Source organism: Mesorhizobium sp. RIZ17, from assembly GCF_051127865.1.
GTDB lineage: Bacteria > Pseudomonadota > Alphaproteobacteria > Rhizobiales > Rhizobiaceae > Mesorhizobium > Mesorhizobium humile.
In genome coordinates this window covers 2741772-2761590 of record NZ_CP147861.1, presented here as the reverse complement: position 1 = coordinate 2761590, position 19819 = coordinate 2741772, and the positions used below count along the sequence as shown (strand labels likewise).

At 64.0% G+C, this 19819-nt stretch carries 19 protein-coding genes and 1 riboswitch; of the genes, 6 read left to right on the top strand and 13 right to left on the bottom strand.

What is annotated here, in order from left to right; all coding sequences use genetic code 11:
* Positions 1-20: 20 nt before the first annotated feature.
* Positions 21-1115, bottom strand: coding sequence for a 2'-deoxycytidine 5'-triphosphate deaminase (locus WDX12_RS13450; RefSeq protein WP_434725184.1), 1095 nt, complete (start codon positions 1113-1115; stop codon positions 21-23).
* Between the two features lie 116 nt (positions 1116-1231).
* Positions 1232-1309: riboswitch (SAM riboswitch) on the top strand.
* A 56-nt stretch (positions 1310-1365) separates the two neighbouring features.
* On the opposite strand from WDX12_RS13450, the gene WDX12_RS13445 reads away from it, so the two are divergent.
* Complete coding sequence (locus WDX12_RS13445; RefSeq protein ID WP_434725183.1) at positions 1366-2556, top strand: O-succinylhomoserine sulfhydrylase; 1191 nt, start codon at positions 1366-1368, stop codon at positions 2554-2556.
* A gap of 45 nt (positions 2557-2601) precedes the next feature.
* Here WDX12_RS13445 and WDX12_RS13440 read toward each other — a convergent pair whose 3' ends face one another.
* Positions 2602-3744, bottom strand: a complete 1143-nt coding sequence (locus WDX12_RS13440) for a ceramide glucosyltransferase (protein ID WP_434725182.1) — start codon at positions 3742-3744, stop codon at positions 2602-2604.
* 220 nt (positions 3745-3964) lie between these two features.
* On the opposite strand from WDX12_RS13440, the gene apaG reads away from it, so the two are divergent.
* Positions 3965-4357 (top strand): Co2+/Mg2+ efflux protein ApaG, encoded by a 393-nt coding sequence (gene apaG, locus WDX12_RS13435; RefSeq protein WP_320297670.1) that lies wholly within the window; start codon positions 3965-3967, stop codon positions 4355-4357.
* Between the two features lie 174 nt (positions 4358-4531).
* On the opposite strand, the gene WDX12_RS13430 is transcribed toward apaG, so the two are convergent.
* From WDX12_RS13430 to WDX12_RS13420, 3 genes are all read right to left on the bottom strand, one after another.
* Positions 4532-5560 (bottom strand): Hsp33 family molecular chaperone, encoded by a 1029-nt coding sequence (locus WDX12_RS13430; RefSeq protein ID WP_434725181.1) that lies wholly within the window; start codon positions 5558-5560, stop codon positions 4532-4534.
* Between the two features lie 123 nt (positions 5561-5683).
* Positions 5684-6595, bottom strand: coding sequence for an ornithine carbamoyltransferase (gene argF, locus WDX12_RS13425; protein WP_434725180.1), 912 nt, complete (start codon positions 6593-6595; stop codon positions 5684-5686).
* Between the two features lie 16 nt (positions 6596-6611).
* The gene (locus tag WDX12_RS13420) at positions 6612-7811 is read right to left on the bottom strand and encodes an aspartate aminotransferase family protein (protein WP_434725179.1); all 1200 of its coding nucleotides are present in this window, start codon (positions 7809-7811) and stop codon (positions 6612-6614) included.
* A gap of 358 nt (positions 7812-8169) precedes the next feature.
* Between WDX12_RS13420 and WDX12_RS13415 the strand changes: the two genes are divergently transcribed.
* A complete protein-coding gene (locus WDX12_RS13415; RefSeq protein WP_095765897.1) occupies positions 8170-8688 on the top strand; it encodes a GcrA family cell cycle regulator in 519 nt (172 codons plus the stop codon).
* Between the two features lie 119 nt (positions 8689-8807).
* On the opposite strand, the gene WDX12_RS13410 is transcribed toward WDX12_RS13415, so the two are convergent.
* The 3 genes from WDX12_RS13410 to WDX12_RS13400 all read right to left on the bottom strand — a co-directional run bounded on the left by WDX12_RS13410 (position 8808) and on the right by WDX12_RS13400 (position 11995).
* Positions 8808-9812 carry a magnesium and cobalt transport protein CorA gene (locus WDX12_RS13410; protein WP_320297675.1) on the bottom strand — a complete coding sequence of 335 codons (1005 nt, stop codon included), beginning with the start codon at positions 9810-9812 and terminating at the stop codon, positions 8808-8810.
* 86 nt (positions 9813-9898) lie between these two features.
* A complete protein-coding gene (phoU, locus tag WDX12_RS13405; protein WP_434725178.1) occupies positions 9899-10621 on the bottom strand; it encodes a phosphate signaling complex protein PhoU in 723 nt (240 codons plus the stop codon).
* 108 nt (positions 10622-10729) lie between these two features.
* Positions 10730-11995: an ATP-binding protein gene (locus WDX12_RS13400; RefSeq protein ID WP_434725177.1), complete on the bottom strand. Its 1266-nt coding sequence runs from the start codon at positions 11993-11995 to the stop codon at positions 10730-10732.
* 201 nt (positions 11996-12196) lie between these two features.
* On the opposite strand from WDX12_RS13400, the gene ppk2 reads away from it, so the two are divergent.
* Positions 12197-13102, top strand: a complete 906-nt coding sequence (ppk2, locus tag WDX12_RS13395) for a polyphosphate kinase 2 (protein ID WP_320297678.1) — start codon at positions 12197-12199, stop codon at positions 13100-13102.
* Positions 13103-13320: 218 nt separating this feature from the next.
* Here the strand turns inward: ppk2 and WDX12_RS13390 are convergent, their stop codons facing one another.
* The 3 genes from WDX12_RS13390 to WDX12_RS13380 form a co-directional block, all read right to left on the bottom strand.
* Positions 13321-14070 (bottom strand): enoyl-CoA hydratase-related protein, encoded by a 750-nt coding sequence (locus WDX12_RS13390; protein ID WP_434725176.1) that lies wholly within the window; start codon positions 14068-14070, stop codon positions 13321-13323.
* An 11-nt stretch (positions 14071-14081) separates the two neighbouring features.
* Entirely contained in the window at positions 14082-14720 is a 639-nt protein-coding gene (locus WDX12_RS13385; protein WP_320297680.1) for an acyl-homoserine-lactone synthase, read from the bottom strand.
* Between the two features lie 97 nt (positions 14721-14817).
* On the bottom strand, positions 14818-15549 hold the full coding sequence (locus WDX12_RS13380) for a helix-turn-helix transcriptional regulator (RefSeq protein WP_320297803.1): 732 nt from the start codon (positions 15547-15549) through the stop codon (positions 14818-14820).
* Positions 15550-15830: 281 nt separating this feature from the next.
* On the opposite strand from WDX12_RS13380, the gene WDX12_RS13375 reads away from it, so the two are divergent.
* Positions 15831-16652 (top strand): transporter substrate-binding domain-containing protein, encoded by an 822-nt coding sequence (locus WDX12_RS13375; RefSeq protein WP_320297804.1) that lies wholly within the window; start codon positions 15831-15833, stop codon positions 16650-16652.
* A gap of 63 nt (positions 16653-16715) precedes the next feature.
* Here WDX12_RS13375 and WDX12_RS13370 read toward each other — a convergent pair whose 3' ends face one another.
* A complete protein-coding gene (locus WDX12_RS13370; protein WP_434725175.1) occupies positions 16716-17129 on the bottom strand; it encodes a tellurite resistance TerB family protein in 414 nt (137 codons plus the stop codon).
* A 213-nt stretch (positions 17130-17342) separates the two neighbouring features.
* Between WDX12_RS13370 and WDX12_RS13365 the strand changes: the two genes are divergently transcribed.
* On the top strand, positions 17343-18992 hold the full coding sequence (locus tag WDX12_RS13365; RefSeq protein ID WP_434725174.1) for a lysine--tRNA ligase: 1650 nt from the start codon (positions 17343-17345) through the stop codon (positions 18990-18992).
* On the opposite strand, the gene WDX12_RS13360 is transcribed toward WDX12_RS13365, so the two are convergent.
* A complete protein-coding gene (locus WDX12_RS13360; protein WP_434725173.1) occupies positions 18955-19812 on the bottom strand; it encodes a thermonuclease family protein in 858 nt (285 codons plus the stop codon). The genes WDX12_RS13365 and WDX12_RS13360 overlap by 38 nt on opposite strands.
* Between the last annotated feature and the right edge of the window lie 7 nt (positions 19813-19819).

Here is a 19819-nt window from a genome sequence, read left to right as displayed (position 1 = left end):
TGTGGGGGAGATCGGCAGCTTCAGCGGGCTGCTTTGAAATGCTTGGAGAGCTTCAGGCCCTGCGCCTGATAGTTCGAGCCGAGATCGGTGCCGTAAAGCGCCTGCGGCCGCTTCAGCATATGCTCGTAGACGAGACGGCCGACGATCTGGCCGTGGTCGAGGATAAAAGGCACCTCGTGGCTGCGCACTTCGAGCACGGCGCGGCTGCCGCTGCCGCCGGCGGCGGAGTGGCCGAAGCCCGGATCGAAGAAGCCGGCATAGTGGACGCGGAACTCGCCGACCAGCGGATCGAAGGGCGTCATCTCGGCGGCGTAGAGCGGCGGCACGTGCACGGCTTCGCGCGAGACCAGGATGTAGAATTCGTCCGGATCGAGCACCAGTTCGCCAGCGCCGCTCTTGTAGATCGGCTCCCAGAAATCGACGACATCCTGCGCGGCGCGCTTGTCGACATCGACAAGCGCGGTGTGATGCTTGCCGCGGTAGCCGACGAGGCCGTCCTTGTCGCCGTCGAGGTCGATGGAAAGCGCAATGCCGCCGCCCGAAATATTGGGCGGCTCGGTGGCGACCAGCATCTCGGCGCGGTGAAGGTCGCGCAGCTCGTTCTCCGAGAGCACCGCGTTGCCGGTGCGGAAGCGGATCTGCGACAGCCGCGAGCCGGCCCGCACGACGATCGGGAAGGTGCGCGGACTGACTTCGAGATAGAGCGGGCCGTGATAGCCGGCGGCGATCTTGTCGAACTCGTGGCCGCGATCGGTCATCACCCGGGTGAAGATGTCGAGGCGCCCGGTCGAGCTCTTCGGATTGGCGGAAGCGGACACATTCGAGGGCAAGGCCAGGCTTTCGATCAGCGGCACGATGTAGACGCAGCCCGTCTCCAGCACCGCGCCCCCGGTGAGGTCGATCTCGTGCAGCTTCAGCCGTTCGAGCTTGTCGGCGACCAGATGATCGGGTCCCGGCAGGAAGGAGGCGCGCACGCGATAGGCCTTGTCGCCGAGCCTGAGATCGAGGCTGGCCGGCTGGATCTGATCGGCATCCAGCGCGCGCGGCGACTTCAGCGCCTTGGCGTCGAACAGCGCCGCGATGTCCTGATCCGGAAGAATGCCTGTCTGCCGCAAAGGCTGGCTCCGTTCACAAGGCCGGGCGAGGACCTGAGCAGGCTCTTGCCGCCCGGCTGGTACAAACCTCTTAATGAAGCCGGCAATTGACGCAAGCGCGGCGCGGGTCTAAAGGGTCGTTATCCCGTGGTGATTTGGCCGGTCGGCTTGCAGCCACGTTAAACAAGTCGCTAAAGGACCGTCGAGCCGCAAGGCTATATGGACCGGTTGCGACTTCGCGGCCGGTTTTTTTGTGTCTGGAAGCAGGGCTATGAGCACCAAGAAGCGTAACTGGAAACCTCAGACGGCACTCGTGCATGGCGGGACATTGCGTTCCCAATTCGGCGAGACCGCCGAGGCGATGTATCTCACGCAGGGCTATGTCTACGAGACGGCCCAGGCCGCGGAGGCCCGCTTCAAGGGCGAGGAGCCGGGCTTCATCTATTCACGCTACGCCAACCCGACCGTCGACATGTTCGAAAAGCGCATGTGCGCGTTGGAAGGCGCCGAGGATGCCCGCGCCACGGCCTCCGGCATGGCGGCGGTAACGGCGGCGCTGCTTTGCAGCGCCAAGGCCGGCGACCATATCGTCGCGGCGCGCGCGCTGTTCGGTTCCTGTCGCTGGGTGGTCGAGACGCTGGCGCCGCGCTACGGCATCCAGGCAACGCTGGTCGACGGCACCGACATCGCCAATTGGGAAAAGGCGGTAAGGCCGAATACCAAGCTGTTCTTCCTCGAGAGCCCGACCAATCCGACGCTGGAAGTGGTCGACATCGCCGCGGTCGCCAAGCTCGCCAATTCGATCGGCGCCAGGCTGATCGTCGACAATGTCTTTGCCACGCCGCTGCAGCAAAAGCCGTTGCAGCTCGGCGCCCATATCGTCGTCTATTCGGCGACCAAGCACATAGACGGCCAGGGCCGCTGCCTCGGCGGCGTCATCCTGTCGGACAAGAAGTGGATCGACGAGAACCTGCACGACTATTTCCGCCACACCGGCCCGAGCCTGTCGCCTTTCAACGCCTGGACGCTGTTGAAAGGGCTGGAGACGCTGCCGCTGCGCGTGCGCCAGCAGACCGAGAGCGCCGGCAAGATCGCCGATTTCCTCGCCGGCCGATCGGAGATAGCCCGCGTCATCTATCCGGGCCGGGCCGACCATCCGCAGGCCGACATCGTCAGGAAGCAGATGTCGGGCGGCTCGACATTGATCTGCCTCGACGTCAAGGGCGGCAAGCAGGCGGCCTTCGCCTTCCAGAACGCGCTCGATATCGTGCTGATCTCGAATAATCTCGGCGACGCCAAGAGCCTGATCACCCACCCGGCGACGACCACGCACAAGAACCTGAGCGACGAGGCGCGGGCAGAGCTTGGCATCGGGCCAGGCACGCTCAGGCTTTCGGTTGGCCTGGAGGACACCGACGATCTGCTGGAGGACATCGAGCAGGCGCTGAAGGCGGCGAAGTAACAGCCCACCTGGCGCTAGCTTAAGCGCGCCTAAGCCGCAATCGGCTCAGGCGAGCTCTTCCAGTTCGGTCGCCGCCTTGGTGCGGATGGTCATGGCGTTGCCGCGCCATTCGACGGCGCCGCCGAACCAGGCGCGCGCCCAGATGGCGGGCAGCATCGCGTCGCGCACGATCATCGCGGTGACGGTGCGCGGCGACAGGTACCAACCCTTGGCCGAGGCCAGCAGGCATTCCGGCAGGTAGGCGATCGCCACCACGCACAAGGCCGTTGAGGGCAGGCTGACGCCGGCGCTTGCAGCGGCAATCAGCGCCAGCAGCAGCGCCATCGCGGCGCCGGTGAGAATCTCGGGCGCGAAGAACAGCAGGAACGTGACCCGGCGCAGCCGCGCCCACCGCGTCTGGCGCGACCAGATCTCGGCGAACCGGCGCTGGCCGAGCGGCTGCTCGAAAGGCGAAGCGACGAGATTGACGTTGAGCCCCAGGCTGTTGACCAGCTTGGTGGCTGCCGCATCCTCGGCGATCTCGGCGGCCAAAGCCTGGATACCGCCATTGGCGTCCAGCATCGGCTTGTTCCACAGCATGCTCTTGCCCTGGGCGAAGCCGAGGCCGAGCGCCTGGCCGGCATACTGCCAGCGCGCTTGCAGCGTGTTGAGGAAGGCGCATTCGACCTCGGCCCAAAACCCGTCCGGCCGCGAGCCGATCGGCGTCGAGCAGACGAGGCCGGTGTCCGCGCGCCATGCCGCCATCAGCTGCTGGACGTAGTCCCTCGGCATCAGCACGTTGGAATCGGCAAGGATGACCCAATCGTGCCTGGCCGCCTGCCAGCCCTTGACGCAGTTGTTGAGCTTGGGATTGGCGCTGATGCGGTCGTCGCCGATCAGCAGCCGCGCCGGAACCTCCGGGTAGCGCGCCATCGCCGCATCGATCAGCCTGACCACCGGGTCTTCGGCATGCGCGACGCAGAAGATCAGCTCATAGCGCGGCCAGTCGAGCGAGAAGGCGCGCTGCAAGGTCTCCTGCGTGAACGGCTCGACGCCGCGCGCCGGCACGATGATCGAGACCGGCTGCGCGCCGGCGGGCGGCGCTATGACACGCCGCCGTTCGAGCCGCGAGGAGGCGAGCACGATGCTGGCGAGATTGGAAAGGAGAAGGGCTGACGAAGCCAGGCCGGCTGCGATAGTCAGTTCCATCGAGATCTGGTCACTCCCGAAAGGCCGCATGCGGCCGTTTCATCAGTCGACAGAGCGCCCGAGTCGCCCGGCGCGGTTTGTGCACACCAACATTGTCGTATGTCACTTAAATGACATTGTTTTTCGGCACCTGCGCTTACAAGGCTGGCAGGATGGTCGGCGCTACGTCTACTAAGAGCGGAGCGTGACATATATTCCGCGGCGGCAACCGGAGTGGCCCATGTATCGCGCAGTGACGCGCAACATCGAAGTGCTGGTCAGGCCCTTCTACCTGGAGGACCGATCCGATCCGTCCGAGAACCGCTATGTCTGGGGCTACCAGGTGACGATCGACAACCGCTCCGACGATTTCGTGCAGCTTCTGTCGCGCTACTGGCATATCACCGACGGTCGGGGCCGGGTCGAGGAGGTGCGCGGCGCCGGCGTCGTCGGCGACCAGCCGGAGCTCAATCCCGGCGACAGCTATCAGTATACCTCGGGCTGCCCGCTCTCGACGCCGTCGGGCATCATGGTCGGCCATTACACGATGCGCAACGGCCGCGGCGAGACGTTCGATATCGCCATTCCGGCTTTCTCGCTCGATATGCCGGGGACGAGGCGCACGGTGAACTAGCTTCTTTCTCCCCGTATACATGGAGAAATGCCCGGCAGGGCAATGAGGGGCGGCGCCGAGGTTCGAGATTTTCTTTAGACGACGGCCTCGGTGACCATCTTCACCAATGACGGCGCTGCCCCTCATCCGCCCTTCGGGCACCTTCTCCCCGTGAAACGGGGAGAAGGAAGGGGCTTACTTCACGAATTCGGCCGGGTCGAAGTCGTACTGCGTCGAGCAGAACTCGCAAGCGACGTGGATGCCGCCGTCCTCGGTCGAGTCCTTGATCTCCTGCGCCGAAAAGCCTTCGAGGATGCCGTGGATCTTCTCGCGCGAGCAGGAGCATTGGTCGGCGACCGGCACGCCGCGGAAGACGCGCACGCCATGTTCGTGGAACAGCCGGTAGAGCAGCCGCTCGGCGCCCACCGTCGGGTCGATCAGCTCGGTCGGCTCGATGGTGCCGAGCAGCGCCAGCAACTCCTGCCAGGAATTGTCGGCCGGGTGGTCCGCGACGTCGCGCGGATCACCGTCGCCGCCGGAAATATCGGGAACGCGCATGCGCTCCGGCGATTGCGGCAGGAACTGCGCCAGGATGCCGCCGGCACGCCACTGCTCGCGCGCGCCGCCCGGGCCGGGCGTGACCAGCTTGGCGACCGACATCTTGATCTCGGTCGGGATCTGCTCCGACTGCCGGAAGTAGGTGCGCGCGGCATCCTCGAGCGAGGTGCCGTCGAGCTGGACGATGCCCTGGTAGCGCTGCGTATGCGCGCCCTGGTCGATGGTCAGCGCCAGGACGCCGTTGCCGAGCAGCGTCTGCTGCGAGGTCTCGCCGGCGGCGATCAGCGCCTGCAGCCGGTCGGCGTCGAAGCGCGCATAGGCGCGCAGCGCATGCGGGGTCGAGAAATCAGCCACCAGCATGTCCACCGGACCGTCGGTACGGGTCTGCAGGATGAACTTGCCTTCAAACTTCAGCGAGGTGCCGAGCAGCACGGTGAGCACACAGGCTTCCGCCAAAAGACGGGCGACCGGCTCGGGATAATCGTGGCGGCTCAAGATAGCGTCGAGCATCGGCCCGAGCTGCACGGTGCGGCCGCGCACATCGAGCGGCGCGACCTCGTAAGGTACGACGTGATCGTCGCCGGCGAAGCCGAATTCACCGAGTTGGGGTCTATGCTCAGCCAAGGTATGGGTTTCCAACATGACAAAACTCCGGGGCGCAGCCATGCAACCCGATGAGCCGCATGCGTCGAAGCGCGTTCAATTTACGTGATGGCCCGCAAATAGGCATCACATATCCCCAGATCAAGTTGACCCCGATCGGGCCGGAAGCGGTCAGGTCGGCCCTTCTCAAGCGCCCAGGCACCAAGCCAGCACCGCCTTCTGGGCGTGCAGCCGGTTCTCGGCCTCGTCGAAGACCACCGAATGCGGCCCGTCGATCACCTCGTCGGTGACCTCCTCGCCGCGATGCGCCGGCAGGCAATGCATGAACAACGCATCGGGCTTGGCCTTCGCCATCAGCGCAGCATTCACCTGATAGGGCAGGAAGACGTTGTGGCCGCGGGCGCGATGCTCCTGGCCCATCGAGACCCAGCTGTCGGTGACGACGCAGTCGGCATGGTCGACGGCCTCCTCGGCGGACCGGGAAAACCGGACCTTGCCGCCATTGGCTTTCGACCAGTCGACATATTTCTCGAAAGGCTCGCTGCCCTCCGGCACCGCGACATTGAGATTGAAGCGGAACCGTGCCGAGGCTTCGAGCAGCGAATGCAGCACATTGTTGCCGTCGCCGGTCCAGGCGAAGGTCTTGCCGGCCACCGGACCGCGATGCTCCTCATAGGTCATGATGTCGGCCATGAGCTGGCAGGGATGCGTGTCGTCGGTCAGCCCGTTGATGACCGGAACGGTGGCATTCTCGGTGAGCTCCAGCAGCCGGTCATGCGAGGTGGTGCGGATCATGATGGCGTCGACGTAGCGCGACAGCACCTTTGCCGTGTCGGCGATGGTCTCCGAACGGCCGAGCTGCATCTCGGTGCCGGTCAGCATGATCGTCTCGCCGCCGAGCTGGCGCATGCCGACATCGAACGACACGCGCGTGCGCGTCGACGGCTTGTCGAAGATCATGGCCAGCACCTTGCCATCAAGCGGTTTTGAACGCTCGCCAGCCTTGAGCCTGGTCTTTCGCGCCACCGCGTCGTCGAGCATGACGCGCAGGTCGCCCGCGGAAACGGCGGATAGATCGGTGAAGTGGCGAACACTCATCGGCAGGTTCCAGAAGTTATTTCGCGGCTTCGGCCGCAATCGCATCGGTCAGGCCCTTGGCGCCGCCGCGAATGCGCTTCAGCGCCTCGCCGATCTCCTCGTCGGTGACGGTGAGCGGCGGCAGGAGGCGAATGACGTTGTCGCCCGCCGGCACGGCAAGCAGGTGCTGATCGCGCAGTGCCATGTTCACCTTGGTGTTGGGCATGGCGCATTTCAGGCCGAGCATCAGGCCGATTCCCCTGATGCCCTCGACGACATCGGGAAATTCGTCCGCGACCGCGGCCAGACCCTGTTTCAAAAGCAACGCCTTGCGCTGCACGTCCTCGAGGAAGCCGTCGGCCAGCACGACGTCGAGCACGGCGTTGCCGACCGCCATCGCCAGCGGATTGCCGCCGAAGGTGGTGCCGTGCACGCCGGCCGTCATGCCGGTCGCCGCCTCGTCCGTGGCAAGGCAGGCGCCCATCGGAAAGCCGCCGCCTATGCCCTTGGCGATCGCCATCAAATCGGGCGTGACGCCCGTCCACTCATGCGCGAACAGCTTGCCGGTGCGGCCGATGCCGCACTGGACCTCATCGAAGATCAACAGCAGGCCATGCTTGTCGCAGAGTTGCCGCAGCCGCTTCAGCGATTGCGTCGGCACCGGACGGATACCGCCCTCGCCCTGGACCGGCTCAATCAGGATCGCCGCCGTCTCCGGCGTTATCGCCTTTTCAGCGGCGTCGATGTCGTCGAAAGCCACCTGGTCGAAGCCTTCGACCTTCGGGCCGAAGCCTTCGAGATATTTGTACTGGCCGCCGGCGGCGATCGTCGCCAGCGTGCGGCCGTGGAAGGCGCCCTCGAAGGTGATGATGCGGAAACGCTCAGGCTGGCCCTTGACGAAATGATAGCGCCTGGCCGTCTTGATGGCGCATTCCAGCGCCTCGGCACCGGAATTGGTGAAGAACACCTTGTCGGCAAAGGTCGCTTCGGCCAGCCGCTCGCCCAGCCGGCGCTGTTCCGGGATCTCATAGAGGTTGGAGACGTGCCACAGCTTGGCGGCCTGCTCGGTGAGCGCCGCGACCAGATGCGGATGGCTGTGGCCCAACGAATTCACGGCGATGCCGCCCGCGAAGTCGAGATATCGCTCGCCCTTGTCGGTGACCAGCCAGGTCCCCTCCCCGCGGTCGAAAGCCAGGGGTGCGCGAGCAAAGGTCTCGTAAAGCGCCGAACCGCTCATTATATGCGTCTCCGGAACCGGAAATCAAAAAAGCCGCCAATGCGGCGGCCTTTGCGGCTTATCATGTTTTTCGGCCATGAAGTCAACGAAAACGTCACGCAGAAGCGCGTGACAAACCTCCGACGCCACGCCGGCTCATCAGTGGTCAGGCAAGTTGGGGAAAACCGTAAAAACCGAATCGGTGTTGCCCTGGGGACTCTTGTCACCGAGTCAGCGCATAAGGTAATTGTAGTCGAGAAATAACTATATTTCGTGCGGCGGACCTAAATCACCCGGTACATGTGGTGTCGTTTGCCCGGCGAGAGCCGGCTCGGGAAAGGATTCTGGCTGCCGCACGCTTCAGCAGGAGCGCGGTCTCATGAACTGGACTGACGAGCGGGTAGAACTTCTCAGGAAATTGTGGTCGGAGGGTCTGAGCGCCAGCCAGATTGCCGCACAGCTTGGCGGAGTGAGCCGCAATGCCGTCATCGGCAAGGTGCATCGCCTGAAGCTGTCGGGCCGCGGCCGCGCGACGGCCGCCCCGGCGCGCCAGAAAAAGGCGACGCAAGGCGCCTCGATGCAGAAATCGGTGACCCGCGCCGCAAGCGCCACGCGTCATGTGACGACCACCATCGGCGCCACCGCGCTGCAGGTGCAGTTCGACGCCGAGCCGGTCGCGCGCCACTATATCCGCCCGGTCGAGAACGTGGTCGTGCCGATCTCGCGGCATCTGCAGCTCGTCGAGCTGACCGAACGCACCTGCAAATGGCCGAACGGCGATCCGCTCTCGGAAGACTTCAACTTCTGCGGCAACGACGCCGCCGAAACGGGACCGTACTGCAAGTACCACTCCCGTGTTGCGTTCCAGCCGGCGGGGGAACGGCGGCGGGCTCGCTGAGCGAATAGCGAATAGCGAATAGCGAATAGCGAATAGCGAATAGAACGGCTTGGCTTCTGTGACTGGGAGCAAGCCGTTTTTTCGTTGTTCCCTATTCGCTACTCCCTATTCGCTGCCGCTCACAGCCACCCGTTCTTCTTGAACCGCCAGTACAGGAATGAGCAGATCGAGGCCATCACCAGCAGGATGATGGGATAGCCATATTCCATCTTCAGTTCCGGCATGTCGGAGAAGTTCATGCCGTAGATACCGGCGAAAGCCGTGGGCACCGCCAGGATGGCGGCCCATGAGGCGAGCTTCTTGGAGATAGCGGTTTCCTGGCTCTGTCCGACGAGCAGGCTGGCTTCGAAAGCGAAGGCCAAAACCTCGCGCAGGCTATCGATCTTTTCCTGCACGGTGCGGATGTGGTCGGTCACGTCGCGAAACAACGGATGCATGGCGGCATGGATCTGCGGCAGCTCGGCGCTGGTCAGCCGACGGCAGACCTCGACCAGCGGCAGCGCCGCATTGCGCAGGCGCAAGAGATCGCGGCGCAGCATGTAGAGCCGCTCGATATCGGTGCCGGTCATCGGCTTCAAAAGCACCTTGTCCTCGATCGCCTCGACCTCGTCCTCGATCTGCTCCAACACCGGCATATAATTGTCGACGATGAAATCGAGGATGGCGTAGAGGACGAAATCCTCGCCTTTGGCGAGCGAATGCGGGCAGCTCTCCCAGTGCTGGCGCACGGCGGCGTAAGAGGTCGACGGGCCGTGCCGGACGCTGACAATGTAGCCGGTGCCGACGAACAGATGCGTCTCGCCGAACGTGACGCGGCCGTCGATCAATTGCGCGGTGCGGGCGACGATGAAGAGGGCGTCGCCATATTGCTCGATCTTCGGGCGCGCATGCGGATGCTCGGCGTCCTCGATCGCCAGGTCATGCAGGTGGAACTGCGCCTGCACCCTGAGCAGCAGGTTGCGGTCGGGCTCGAGCAGGCCGATCCAGACGACATGGCCGGGTCTTGCCGCCCATTCGCCGGCCTGCTCGACGGCGATATCGGCGACGCGCTTGCCGCCCGAATAGACGCTGGATGCAATGATGCCCGACGTTGGGGCCGGGGTCAGGTTCCGAACTTGTTCCATCGCAAACCTCCCGAGACTGCGACTGACAAATCGCCGTGCCTGGAGGAGCTTAGCCTAAATCAGGAAGCCGTTCGAGAGGCACCCGTTCACTTAGCCGGCACCGCGCCGGGAAGCACGACCTTGTCGGTCTTGTCGCCTTTCGGCCGGTCGGCCGGCATCTGATCGCCGGTGACGATGTAATAGATCGTCTCGGCGATGTTGGTGGCATGGTCGCCTATGCGCTCGATGTTCTTGGCGCAGAACAGAAGATGCGTGCAGGGCGTGATGTTGCGCGGATCTTCCATCATGTAGGTCAAAAGCTCGCGGAACAGCGAGGTGTACATGGCGTCGATCTGGTCGTCGCGGTCGCGCACCAAGCCGATCCTCTCGACCGAGCGCGAGGCATAGACGTCGAGCACTTCCTTGAGCTGCGTCAGCGCAAGGTTGGCAAGCGCCTCCAGGCCGCGAAAAAGGCTGTTCGGCTGGCGGCCGTCGACCGAAGCGACGCGCTTGGCGACGTTCTTACCCAAGTCGCCGACGCGCTCGATGTCGGCCGAGATGCGGATCGCGCCGACGATCTCGCGAAGGTCGGTCGCCATCGGCTGGCGCCTGGCGATGATGATGATGGCCTTGTCGTCGATCTCGCGCTGGCCCTCGTCGAGGACGAGATCGTCCTGGATGACCTTCTGGGCGAGGCCATGGTCGACATTCACCAACGCCGCGACCGCCTGTTCGACCATGCGCTCGGCATGCCCGCCCATCGCGGCGATGCGCTTCGACAGGAACTTCAGCTCTTCATCATAGGCACTGACGATATGGACGGACTGCATGGATATGCCTTCCCGGTTTTTACCGGCTGGTGCGTTCCCCCAATCCGTCGCTGATACGCGAACCGCATGACAGAAAGAAGAAAATCCCGGTTGGCAACCTGTACACGATCAGCGAGCCGGCAAATGAACCGTGAACGCCGCGCCCTTGCCGACTTCCGACTTGATGGACAATCTTGCGTTATGACGGGTCAATATATGCTTGACGATCGAAAGGCCAAGCCCGGTGCCTTTCTGGGCGCGGCTGTTTTCGACATCGACGCGGTAGAAGCGCTCGGTGATGCGCGGGATGTGTTCTTCGGCAATGCCTGGACCATAGTCCCTTATCGTGACGTCGAAGCCCGGCTGCTGCTCGTCCTCAGCGCCGGCAATCGATACGGTGACGTGCCCGCCTGACTGGCCGTATTTGCAGGCGTTCTCGAGGAGATTCTCGAAAACCTGGAACAGTTCGTCGCGGTCGCCGGGAACGACGAGCGGCCCATCGGCGAACTCCCGCTCGATGACGATGCCGTTCTCGCGGGCCAGCGGCGCGAGGGAATCGATGACGCTGTCGATCGTCTGGCGAAGATCGACCTCCGTGCCCGGCCTCAGATAGGGTTTCATCTCCAACCGCGACAGCGAAAGCAGATCGTCGATCAGGCGGGCCATGCGGCCGGTCTGGTTCTGCATGATCTGCAGGAACTGGTCGCGCGCCGCCGGATCGTTGCGGGCCGGCCCGCGCAGCGTCTCGATGAAGCCGGCGATCGAGGCGAGCGGCGTGCGCAGCTCATGGCTGGCATTGGCGATGAAATCGGCCCGCATGCGATCGATGCGCCGCGTCTCGCTCTGGTCCTTGAACACCAGCACGTAAAGGCCAGTGGCGTGGCCGACCGTGGACGCGCTGACCCGATATGTCCGTTCCACAGGCAGCTTCTCGGTATAGTCGACCGCATCGGCGGCGACCTGCCCTGACAGGATGCCGTCGAGCAGCGCCTGCATTTCCGGCGCGCGAAACTTCAAAGCCAGCGACATCCCGGGCGCCAGCCCGCCGAAGGCGGCGAAGGCGGCGGCATTGGCGTGAACCATGGCCGCTGAATGATCGAAGATGATGAGCGGATCGGCGACCGCGGCCGCCAGATACTCGCCGGAGAGCCGCTGCAGCCCGCTTGCCTCGATCGCTGCTCCCGTATCGGCCGGCTGGCGTTCGGCATCCGCGGGCAACATCGCCGCGGTCGCCAGCGCGGCCAGGGCCAGCACCAGCACATAGAAGGAGGCGCCGGCGAAGAAATAAACGGCAAGGACCGCGAGGACACCCGCGCCAAGCAGCCAGCGGTTGCGTGACAGCCGCGCCGCCAAGGCTTGCCTCTTGTTGTCTTGTCCCGCGCCCGTCTCTGCCATAGGCCCGCGCCACCCCGCATCCCGTTCGAACGGCCAGCAACTCGCTGGACCGGCCTGACGCATGGGACCCTGAAAATCAGGATCGATTTTCGCGAAGGTTCATGCGCAAAATCAAAATGCTACAGCGTTTTTGCGTCCGAATGCGCGTTGCGCTGCACAGGCTCCATAGCATGAGTCCGCAAACTGGGAAGGTTCGTCTGGATGAAAAAGGCCAAGGAAACGGCTGAAGCGGTGCCGGCCACGGCACCGATCAAGATCAAGATCGGCGGCAAGGAGCGCGAGTTCGACATCGACGATCCGGTGCTGCCGGACTGGATCGAGGACAACAAGCTCACCGCCGGCGGCTATCCTTACGACAAGAAGATGAAAGGCGAGGAGTACGAAAAGGAGCTCGAGGGGCTGCAGATCGAACTGGTCAAGGCGCAGGCCTGGCTGCAGGCCACAGGCAAGCGGGTGATGGCGCTTTTCGAGGGCAGAGACGCCGCCGGCAAGGGCGGTACGATCTTCGTGCTGCGGCAATATATGAACCCGCGCACGGCGCGCAACGTCGCCCTGACCAAGCCGACGCCGACCGAGGCGGGGCAATGGTATTACCAGCGCTATGTCGACCATTTCCCGACTTCGGGCGAGTTCGTCACCTTCGACCGCTCCTGGTACAACCGTGCCGGCGTCGAGCCGGTCATGGGGTTCTGCACCCCGGAGCAGCACGAGAAATTCCTCGATGAGACACCGCATTTCGAACGGATGATCTGCAACGAGAACATCCATTTCTTCAAATTCTGGCTGAACATCGGCCGCGAGACGCAGCTCGAACGGTTCCACGACCGCCGCTGGTCACCGTTGAAGAATTGGAAGTTCTCGCCGATCGACATCGCCGGCGTCGGCAAGTGGGACGACTACACCAAGGCACGCGACCAGATGATCGAGCGCACGCACAAGGAGTTCTCGCCCTGGATCGTCGTGCGGGCCAACGACAAGCGCCGCGCCCGGCTCGCGGTGATCCAGCGTATCCTGCTCTCCCTGCCCTATGACGGCCGCGACCTCGACGCTGTCGGCAAGCCCGACAAGAAGATCATCGGCGAGGGACCGGAATTCCTGAAGGACTAGTGCGTTTCACCGTTTCACGGGACCGGCGAAACGCCCTATCTCTTTGTTTTTACGCAATTCCGGACGGAAAACCGCTCACACTTTTCCTGGAATTGCTCTTGTGTTGCCCTGCACCAGGAAGCGCTGGCCTGCGCAACCTGTGCCGTAATGCAGTTCCGGATCAATTGCAGCGCCGCGCGCCTTTCGGCTTGCGCGGCGCTGAGGTTTAAGCCAGGCGCTCAGGCGGCCAGGCGAGCGATGCGCTGCAGCCGCTTCAGCGTGGTGTCATCCTGAAGCGCCTGCTGGAACAGCGTGATCTCGTGGTCGATGCGGTCGCACAAGACGTCCGTATCGCCCTTGAGCAGGCTGCGCGTCTGCAGCAGTGCCGCCACAGGCTTCTTGGCCAGCTGTTTCGCCCTGGCCAGCGTTGCCTCCTCGGCGCTGCCTTGCGTCACGATCTCGCCGACAAGGCCGAGCGCCTTGGCGTCCTCGACGCCCAGCGTATCGCCCAGGCAGAAGAAGCGGAAGGCGCCGGCGTAGCCGAGCTTCTGGGGCGCCAGAATGCTGGTCGCCGCGTCCGGCACCAGGCCGAAATCCACAAACGGCACCCTGAAGGTGCTGCCCCGGGACGCGATCACCATGTCGCAGTGGAACAGGATGGTGCAGCCGACACCGACGGCATCGCCGTCGACACAGGCAAGGACCGGCTTGGGGAAGGTCGCCAACATGCGGAACATGTCAGTGACGGCGGCGATCAGCTCTCGGTGCTTGGTGGCGTCGAGGAACTCCGAGAAGTCGCCGCCAAGGCAGAAGCATCCGGCAAGACCGCGCAGCATGACGACGCGGACCTCGTCATCGACCGCCGCCTCGTGCAAGGTCCTGGCAAGGCTCGCATAGGCATGCCTGTCGAGCACCGGCCGGCCGTCATGCGAGGACACGGTGACGACCAGCGTATGGCCGCGCAGTTCCGGTTCGGGATGGAAACTCATGACCGCCTCCATCACGAAGCCTGCTTGAGGCCCAGCAGACCAGGATAGCCCCGGTTCAGCACCGGCAGGTGGTGGTTGCGGCGCGCCCGCACGACATCGAGCGTATGCTCGGTGAAGGTAAGCAGCGTCGCCACGACCTGCTGGTTGCCATAGGTGCGCTGGTAGCCGAGCGGCTTGGCCAGGAAGTGCAGCTGCAGCGCTCTGAGCACCCACATCGGCTCGAACTCGATGATGACCTGGTTGACGTTGCGCTTGAGGCCCCATTCGACGAAGCCGGCGATCAATTCGGTACCGACCGTCGAGACGCCGCGTTTGCCGTCGCGAAAGCCCGGAGCCACCGCGTAGCGGGTCAGTTCCCAGACATTCGGTCCCGAGGGGGAGGCCCCCTCGCAGAGGTCCGACAGCACGTCGGTCAGAAGATGCGGCCGTGTGGTCGGCAGCATTCGCTGGTAGCCAGCCAGTTCGCCATTGCGGATGACGAGGTGGTGCTCGGCCTCGTCATGATCGAACTGGTCGATCTCGAGGTGGTCCGGGCGATCAAGATCGGTCCATCCCATCTCCTCGACGAAGATCTTGTAGCGCAAGCGATGGACCGCCTCCCACAGGTCGGGACGTTCCATCAGTTCCTGAGTGGTAAGGGCAAAAAGCATTAGCCGTCTCCTGGGCTTAGAGGAAGATACGGCCGTGATGTCCCTTAAAATATTGCGCGATCGCGCAGGCAAGAATTTCCAGGTCGGCACGGCCGACCTAGCTAATATAGCCGCGCCTAATCGCCTCCGCGACTGCCTGCACCCGGTTGGCTGCGCCCAGTTTGCTCTTGGCGTTAAGAAGATGTTTCTCGGAAGTGTGTTCCGAGATGCCTAAAATTTGAGATATCTCCCATTCGGACTTGCCGACAGCGGCCCATTGCAGGCACTCCCGCTCACGCGGCGTCAATTCTATGTGATCGATGATGCTTTCGGCCTTGGTGTGCAGCTGCATGGCGCGGCCGATCGCATAGGTCGACGCGAGCGAGACCATTCCGAATTCCGCATCCGACAGTTCGACGGATTCGCCGCCCAGCGAGACCATGACGATCTGGCCGTCGAGCGTGACCAGCGGAAACGCCAGGCCATCGCGCAGCTTGAACTCGCGGGCATCGCCCATGACTTCGTCGCTGCTCTTGTCGATCACGGCGTTCTTGGAAGCGTCGCGCCATTGGAACGGCGCCTGAAGCTGCTTCATGTGACTGACGACCGGATCGTGGTCGACATAGTTGCGCGCCACATAGCGCTCCAGCCAATCGCCGGGCCAATCGCAAAGCATCACATGCTGTTTCTGCTGGCCGCGCGGCGTGCCAGGCTGCGGCACGGTTCCCGCCATCAATGCGGTCAGGCCGAAGTTCGAGGTGACGCCGAGCAGCCTCTCGCAAACCGCGGCCGCGGTGCCAGCTTGCTGCAACTGGTCTATGTATTCCAGAGTTCTGTCGAACAGGCCCATCGCAACATCTACCCCATGTTGCTTCCGCTTTTTCTTTACCGACGATAGATGGACGAACACCCCTTCGCCATCAACCCCCCACTTTGCAATCTCCTCAGCTATGCCGGCAGCTTCCCCCCTTCCGGCGCGCAGGTCATTTGCAAACGCGCTAAACCATACGCTTAATTTGGCCGCTTGAAATCAAAAACCGTTGTGCCTGCCGCATTTTCATACGAAAAGCCAAGGAACGCGGACAGGCGCGGAGCCATATCGTGATCTTGCGGTGGATATTTCTGGCCCTGATGGCGGTGGTGGGCGGCGCGCTGCCGCCTGCCAGCGCGACTCAAGCGGCGGAGCCGCAGGTGCCGGTGCTGTGGGATGCCAAGGAGCGGCTACCGAAGCCCGACCTCTCGGCGCTGCCGCGACTCAGATTCCTCACCACCACCGATTTTCCGCCCTTCAACTTCCTTGACGGCGCGGGCCGCCTGTCGGGTTTCCACATCGATCTGGCGCGGGCGATCTGCGCGGAACTGGGCGTCGTCGAGAAATGCCAGGTCCAGGCATTGCCGTGGAACGAGCTGGAGGACGCGCTCCAGAAGGGCGAAGGCGAGGCGATCATCGCCGGCATCGCCGCGACGCCGGAAAGCCGGGAGAAATACACCTTCTCGCGCTCCTATATGCAGTTTCCGGCGCGCTTCATCATGCCGAAGGCAAAGGCCTTCGCCGAGCCGATTCTCGACAAATTGCGCAGCAAGCGGGTCGGCGTCGTCGCCGGCTCGGCGCATGAGAAAATGCTGCGCGATTATTTCAAGGCCGTGCAGGTGGTGACTTTCGACACACCGGAAGGCCTCTATGCCGACCTCAAGGCCGGCAAGGTCGACGCCGCCTTCGGCGACGGCATGCGCTTTTCGTTCTGGCTGGGCGGCTCGGACGCCGCCGGCTGCTGCCGCTTCGCCGGCGGTCCGTATCTGGCGCCGGAATATCTGGGCTCGGGCATGGCGATCGCCACCCGCAAGAGCGACACCGCGCTTGCCGCCGCCTTCGACTACGCGCTGCAGGAGATCTCGATCAAGGGCACCTTCGCCGAGTTCTACCTGCGCTATTTTCCCGTCAGCTTCTTCTGAGGCCACTGAGATTCAGGTGATGCCGGCCTGACCTGAATCTCAGCGGCCTCGGCCCGTGCAATGTCAGGTGAGGGTGCGCAGGCGCGCTTTAGCCGCGCGGGCAATCGCGGCGACGGTCAGCGTGTCGAGGTCGAGCTTGAGGCGGATGAGCTGCAGCAAGCGCACCTCCTCCATGCGCATTTCGAGATCGACGGCGGCAACCTCGAAGGCAGCGGCATAGGCAGTGTCGCGCAACCGCTCCGGCAGCGCCTCGGCAACACGCGCCAGCACCCCTTCCAGCCCGTCCTTGTCATGCAGCGCCTTCTGGCAGGCCTGCGCCACCGCAACCAGCCTGTCCTGGTTGAAATCGACGAACACCGGCCAGGAGCGGACGACGTCGCCGATCCGCGCCAGCTCGACATCGGTCATGTCGCGATCGGAGGCCGATGTGATGACCATCAGGTGGATCAGCGCTTCGTGCGGGCTCAGCAAAGGCATTCAAAACTCCTAGTAGCGTGCATGTCATTTCCCCAAAACCGCGACACGCTTTGGGGTGACATGCACTTGAAAGTGAGGCTCGAACGTAGGAGCGCCATTATGGCGCCGCAAGGAAAACCACCGCAAATCGTTGACGCTCAGGTCTCTCCCGCCTAGAGACCGGTTGAAACTCTATCCGCCGCAAAGCCGGCGTCTGACCTGGAAGACAATAACATGACGGGATCAAACATCATCGATCTCACGCCCGAGATGCTTGCCGCGGCCGCCGAGAGCAAGGCCTGGCCGTTCGAGGAAGCCAAGAAAATCATCGCCCGCTACAAGGGCAAGGACTTTCCCGAGACCGTCCTGTTCGAGACCGGCTACGGCCCCTCGGGCCTGCCGCATATCGGCACCTTCGGTGAGGTGGCGCGCACGACCATGGTGCGGCATGCCTTCCGGGTGCTGACGCAAGACAAGGTCAAGACAAAGCTTTTGTGCTTCTCCGACGACATGGACGGCATGCGCAAGATCCCGGAGAACGTGCCGGACCGCGCGGCGCTGGAACCCTATTTGCATATGCCGCTGACGGCGGTGCCCAATCCGTTCGGCGGCGACTATGCGAGCTTCGCCGACCACAACAACGCGATGCTGTGCCGTTTCCTCGACACGTTCGGCTTCGACTACGAATTCGCCAGCGCGACGCGGTATTACAAGGCCGGTCGCTTCGACGAGGTGCTGCTGCGCGCCGCGGAGCGCTATGACGAGATCATGGCGGTGATGCTGCCGACGCTGGGGCCGGAGCGCCAGGCGACCTACAGCCCGTTCCTGCCGATCTCGCCGAAGAGCGGCCGCGTGCTCTACGTGCCGATGATAAATGTCGACGCCAAGGCTGGCACCATCACCTTCGACGACGAAGGCACCGAGACGACGCTGCCTATCACCGGCGGCCATGTGAAGCTGCAGTGGAAGCCGGATTTCGGCATGCGCTGGGCAGCGCTCGGTGTCGATTTCGAGATGTTCGGCAAGGACCACCAGACCAATGCCGGGATCTATGATCGCATCTGCAACATCCTCGGCGGCCGCGCGCCGGAGCATTTCGTCTACGAACTGTTCCTCGACGAGGAAGGCCAGAAGATCTCGAAGTCGAAGGGCAATGGCCTGACCATCGACGAATGGCTGACCTATGCGCCGACGGAGAGCCTCGGCCTCTACATGTACCAGCGGCCACGGCAGGCGAAGAAGCTCTATTTCGACGTCATCCCGAAGGCGGTGGACGAGTATTACGCTTTCCTTGGCGCCTATCCGCGCCAGGACTGGAAGGAACGGCTCGGCAACCCGGTCTGGCATATGCATGACGGCAACCCGCCGGCCATCGACCTGCCGGTGCCGTTCGCGCTGCTGCTCAACCTGGTCAGCGCCTCCAACGCGCATGACAAGGCGGTGCTGTGGGGCTTCATCTCGCGGCATGCGCCGGGCGTGACGCCGAAGACGCATCCGGAGCTCGACCGGCTGACCGGCTATGCGATCCGCTATTTCGACGACTTCGTGAAGCCGACCAAGGTCTACCGCGCCGCCGACGAGGTGGAGCGCGAGGCGCTGGCGAAGCTCTCCGACGCGCTCGGCGCGCTGCCGCAGGGCGCCGACGGCGAGGCGATCCAGAATGCCGCGCTCAACGTGGCGCGCAAGATCGAGCGCTATCAGGACCATTCCAAGCAGAGCCCGGAAGGGGGGCCCGGCGTGTCGGTGGCCTTCTTCCAGATGATCTACCAGGTGCTGATCGGCCAGGAGCGCGGCCCGCGCTTCGGGTCGTTCGCAGCACTCTACGGCATTGCCGAGACGCGCGCGCTTATTGAGCGGGCGCTGGCTGGTCAGTTGGCGGCGTAACGTCGCCGCCTTCCGCCGGCAGGATGGAATCCGGGGCCTCCGGCGCCGGTCCTGACGCGGCCGGCAGCGCCGGCAGGCCGTCAAGCTTCGGCGCCGGGCCGAAAATACCCTTCCTGGCGGCGCGGGCCTTGTTCTCGGCCTCGACATAGGGACCGCCTTGCGCGGCGCGCGCCCAGCCATTTTCCACCAGCCACTGGCCGATATCCTGATTGCCGATATGGCATTCGGCGGAAATGGTGTCGCGATCGCCCTCCGGCGGAACCGTGCAGGCGACCGCCCGGCCGCGCAGGAAAGCGCGGAAGGCCGTCCTGGCGCGGGCGCCGCAGGCCCAGCTCTTGCCCTCGTCGCCGCAGGTTTCGTCCGCTTTGACGACATCCACGCCGGAGACGGCGACGGCATAGCCCTTCGACTCGATCAGCCCGGCCGCGGCGGCGACCGGCTGGAACAATTTCGTGCCGTTCCAGTCGCCTGGCATCTTCGTCTTGGGCGGCTTGGGCGGCCCGGCCAGCGCCAGATCGCTGAGCGGCGCACGCGGTTCCACCCGTTCGAGTTCCTGGTCCGACAGTTCCGGCGGCGCCACGGTTTCGGGATCGATGGCCCTCGAATGAACGGCTGGCTGCGGAGCGGCAGGCGCGGGAATGGCCGAGGTCGCCGGCTCTTCCGGCGGCGTCTCAGCGCCTGGATCTGCAAGCGCGTCCGGATCGATCCGATCCACCGCGATCGTGCTGTCATGGCCTTTGATTGCGCGCCCGCCGGTCACGACAAGCGCCGCCATCACCGGTATTGCCAGAACGGCAAAAGCTGTTTGAAGAAGCCGCACCGGTCCG

Coding starts and splice junctions, on each gene's coding strand:
- WDX12_RS13445 (WP_434725183.1), top strand. CDS start 1,366: ATGAGCACCAAGAAGCGTAACTGGAAACCTCAGACGGCACTCGTGCAT.
- WDX12_RS13440 (WP_434725182.1), bottom strand. CDS start 3,744: ATGGAACTGACTATCGCAGCCGGCCTGGCTTCGTCAGCCCTTCTCCTT.
- apaG (WP_320297670.1), top strand. CDS start 3,965: ATGTATCGCGCAGTGACGCGCAACATCGAAGTGCTGGTCAGGCCCTTC.
- WDX12_RS13430 (WP_434725181.1), bottom strand. CDS start 5,560: ATGGCTGCGCCCCGGAGTTTTGTCATGTTGGAAACCCATACCTTGGCT.
- argF (WP_434725180.1), bottom strand. CDS start 6,595: ATGAGTGTTCGCCACTTCACCGATCTATCCGCCGTTTCCGCGGGCGAC.
- WDX12_RS13420 (WP_434725179.1), bottom strand. CDS start 7,811: ATGAGCGGTTCGGCGCTTTACGAGACCTTTGCTCGCGCACCCCTGGCT.
- WDX12_RS13415 (WP_095765897.1), top strand. CDS start 8,170: ATGAACTGGACTGACGAGCGGGTAGAACTTCTCAGGAAATTGTGGTCG.
- WDX12_RS13410 (WP_320297675.1), bottom strand. CDS start 9,812: ATGGAACAAGTTCGGAACCTGACCCCGGCCCCAACGTCGGGCATCATT.
- phoU (WP_434725178.1), bottom strand. CDS start 10,621: ATGCAGTCCGTCCATATCGTCAGTGCCTATGATGAAGAGCTGAAGTTC.
- WDX12_RS13400 (WP_434725177.1), bottom strand. CDS start 11,995: ATGGCAGAGACGGGCGCGGGACAAGACAACAAGAGGCAAGCCTTGGCG.
- ppk2 (WP_320297678.1), top strand. CDS start 12,197: ATGAAAAAGGCCAAGGAAACGGCTGAAGCGGTGCCGGCCACGGCACCG.
- WDX12_RS13390 (WP_434725176.1), bottom strand. CDS start 14,070: ATGAGTTTCCATCCCGAACCGGAACTGCGCGGCCATACGCTGGTCGTC.
- WDX12_RS13385 (WP_320297680.1), bottom strand. CDS start 14,720: ATGCTTTTTGCCCTTACCACTCAGGAACTGATGGAACGTCCCGACCTG.
- WDX12_RS13380 (WP_320297803.1), bottom strand. CDS start 15,549: ATGGGCCTGTTCGACAGAACTCTGGAATACATAGACCAGTTGCAGCAA.
- WDX12_RS13375 (WP_320297804.1), top strand. CDS start 15,831: ATGGCGGTGGTGGGCGGCGCGCTGCCGCCTGCCAGCGCGACTCAAGCG.
- WDX12_RS13370 (WP_434725175.1), bottom strand. CDS start 17,129: ATGCCTTTGCTGAGCCCGCACGAAGCGCTGATCCACCTGATGGTCATC.
- WDX12_RS13365 (WP_434725174.1), top strand. CDS start 17,343: ATGACGGGATCAAACATCATCGATCTCACGCCCGAGATGCTTGCCGCG.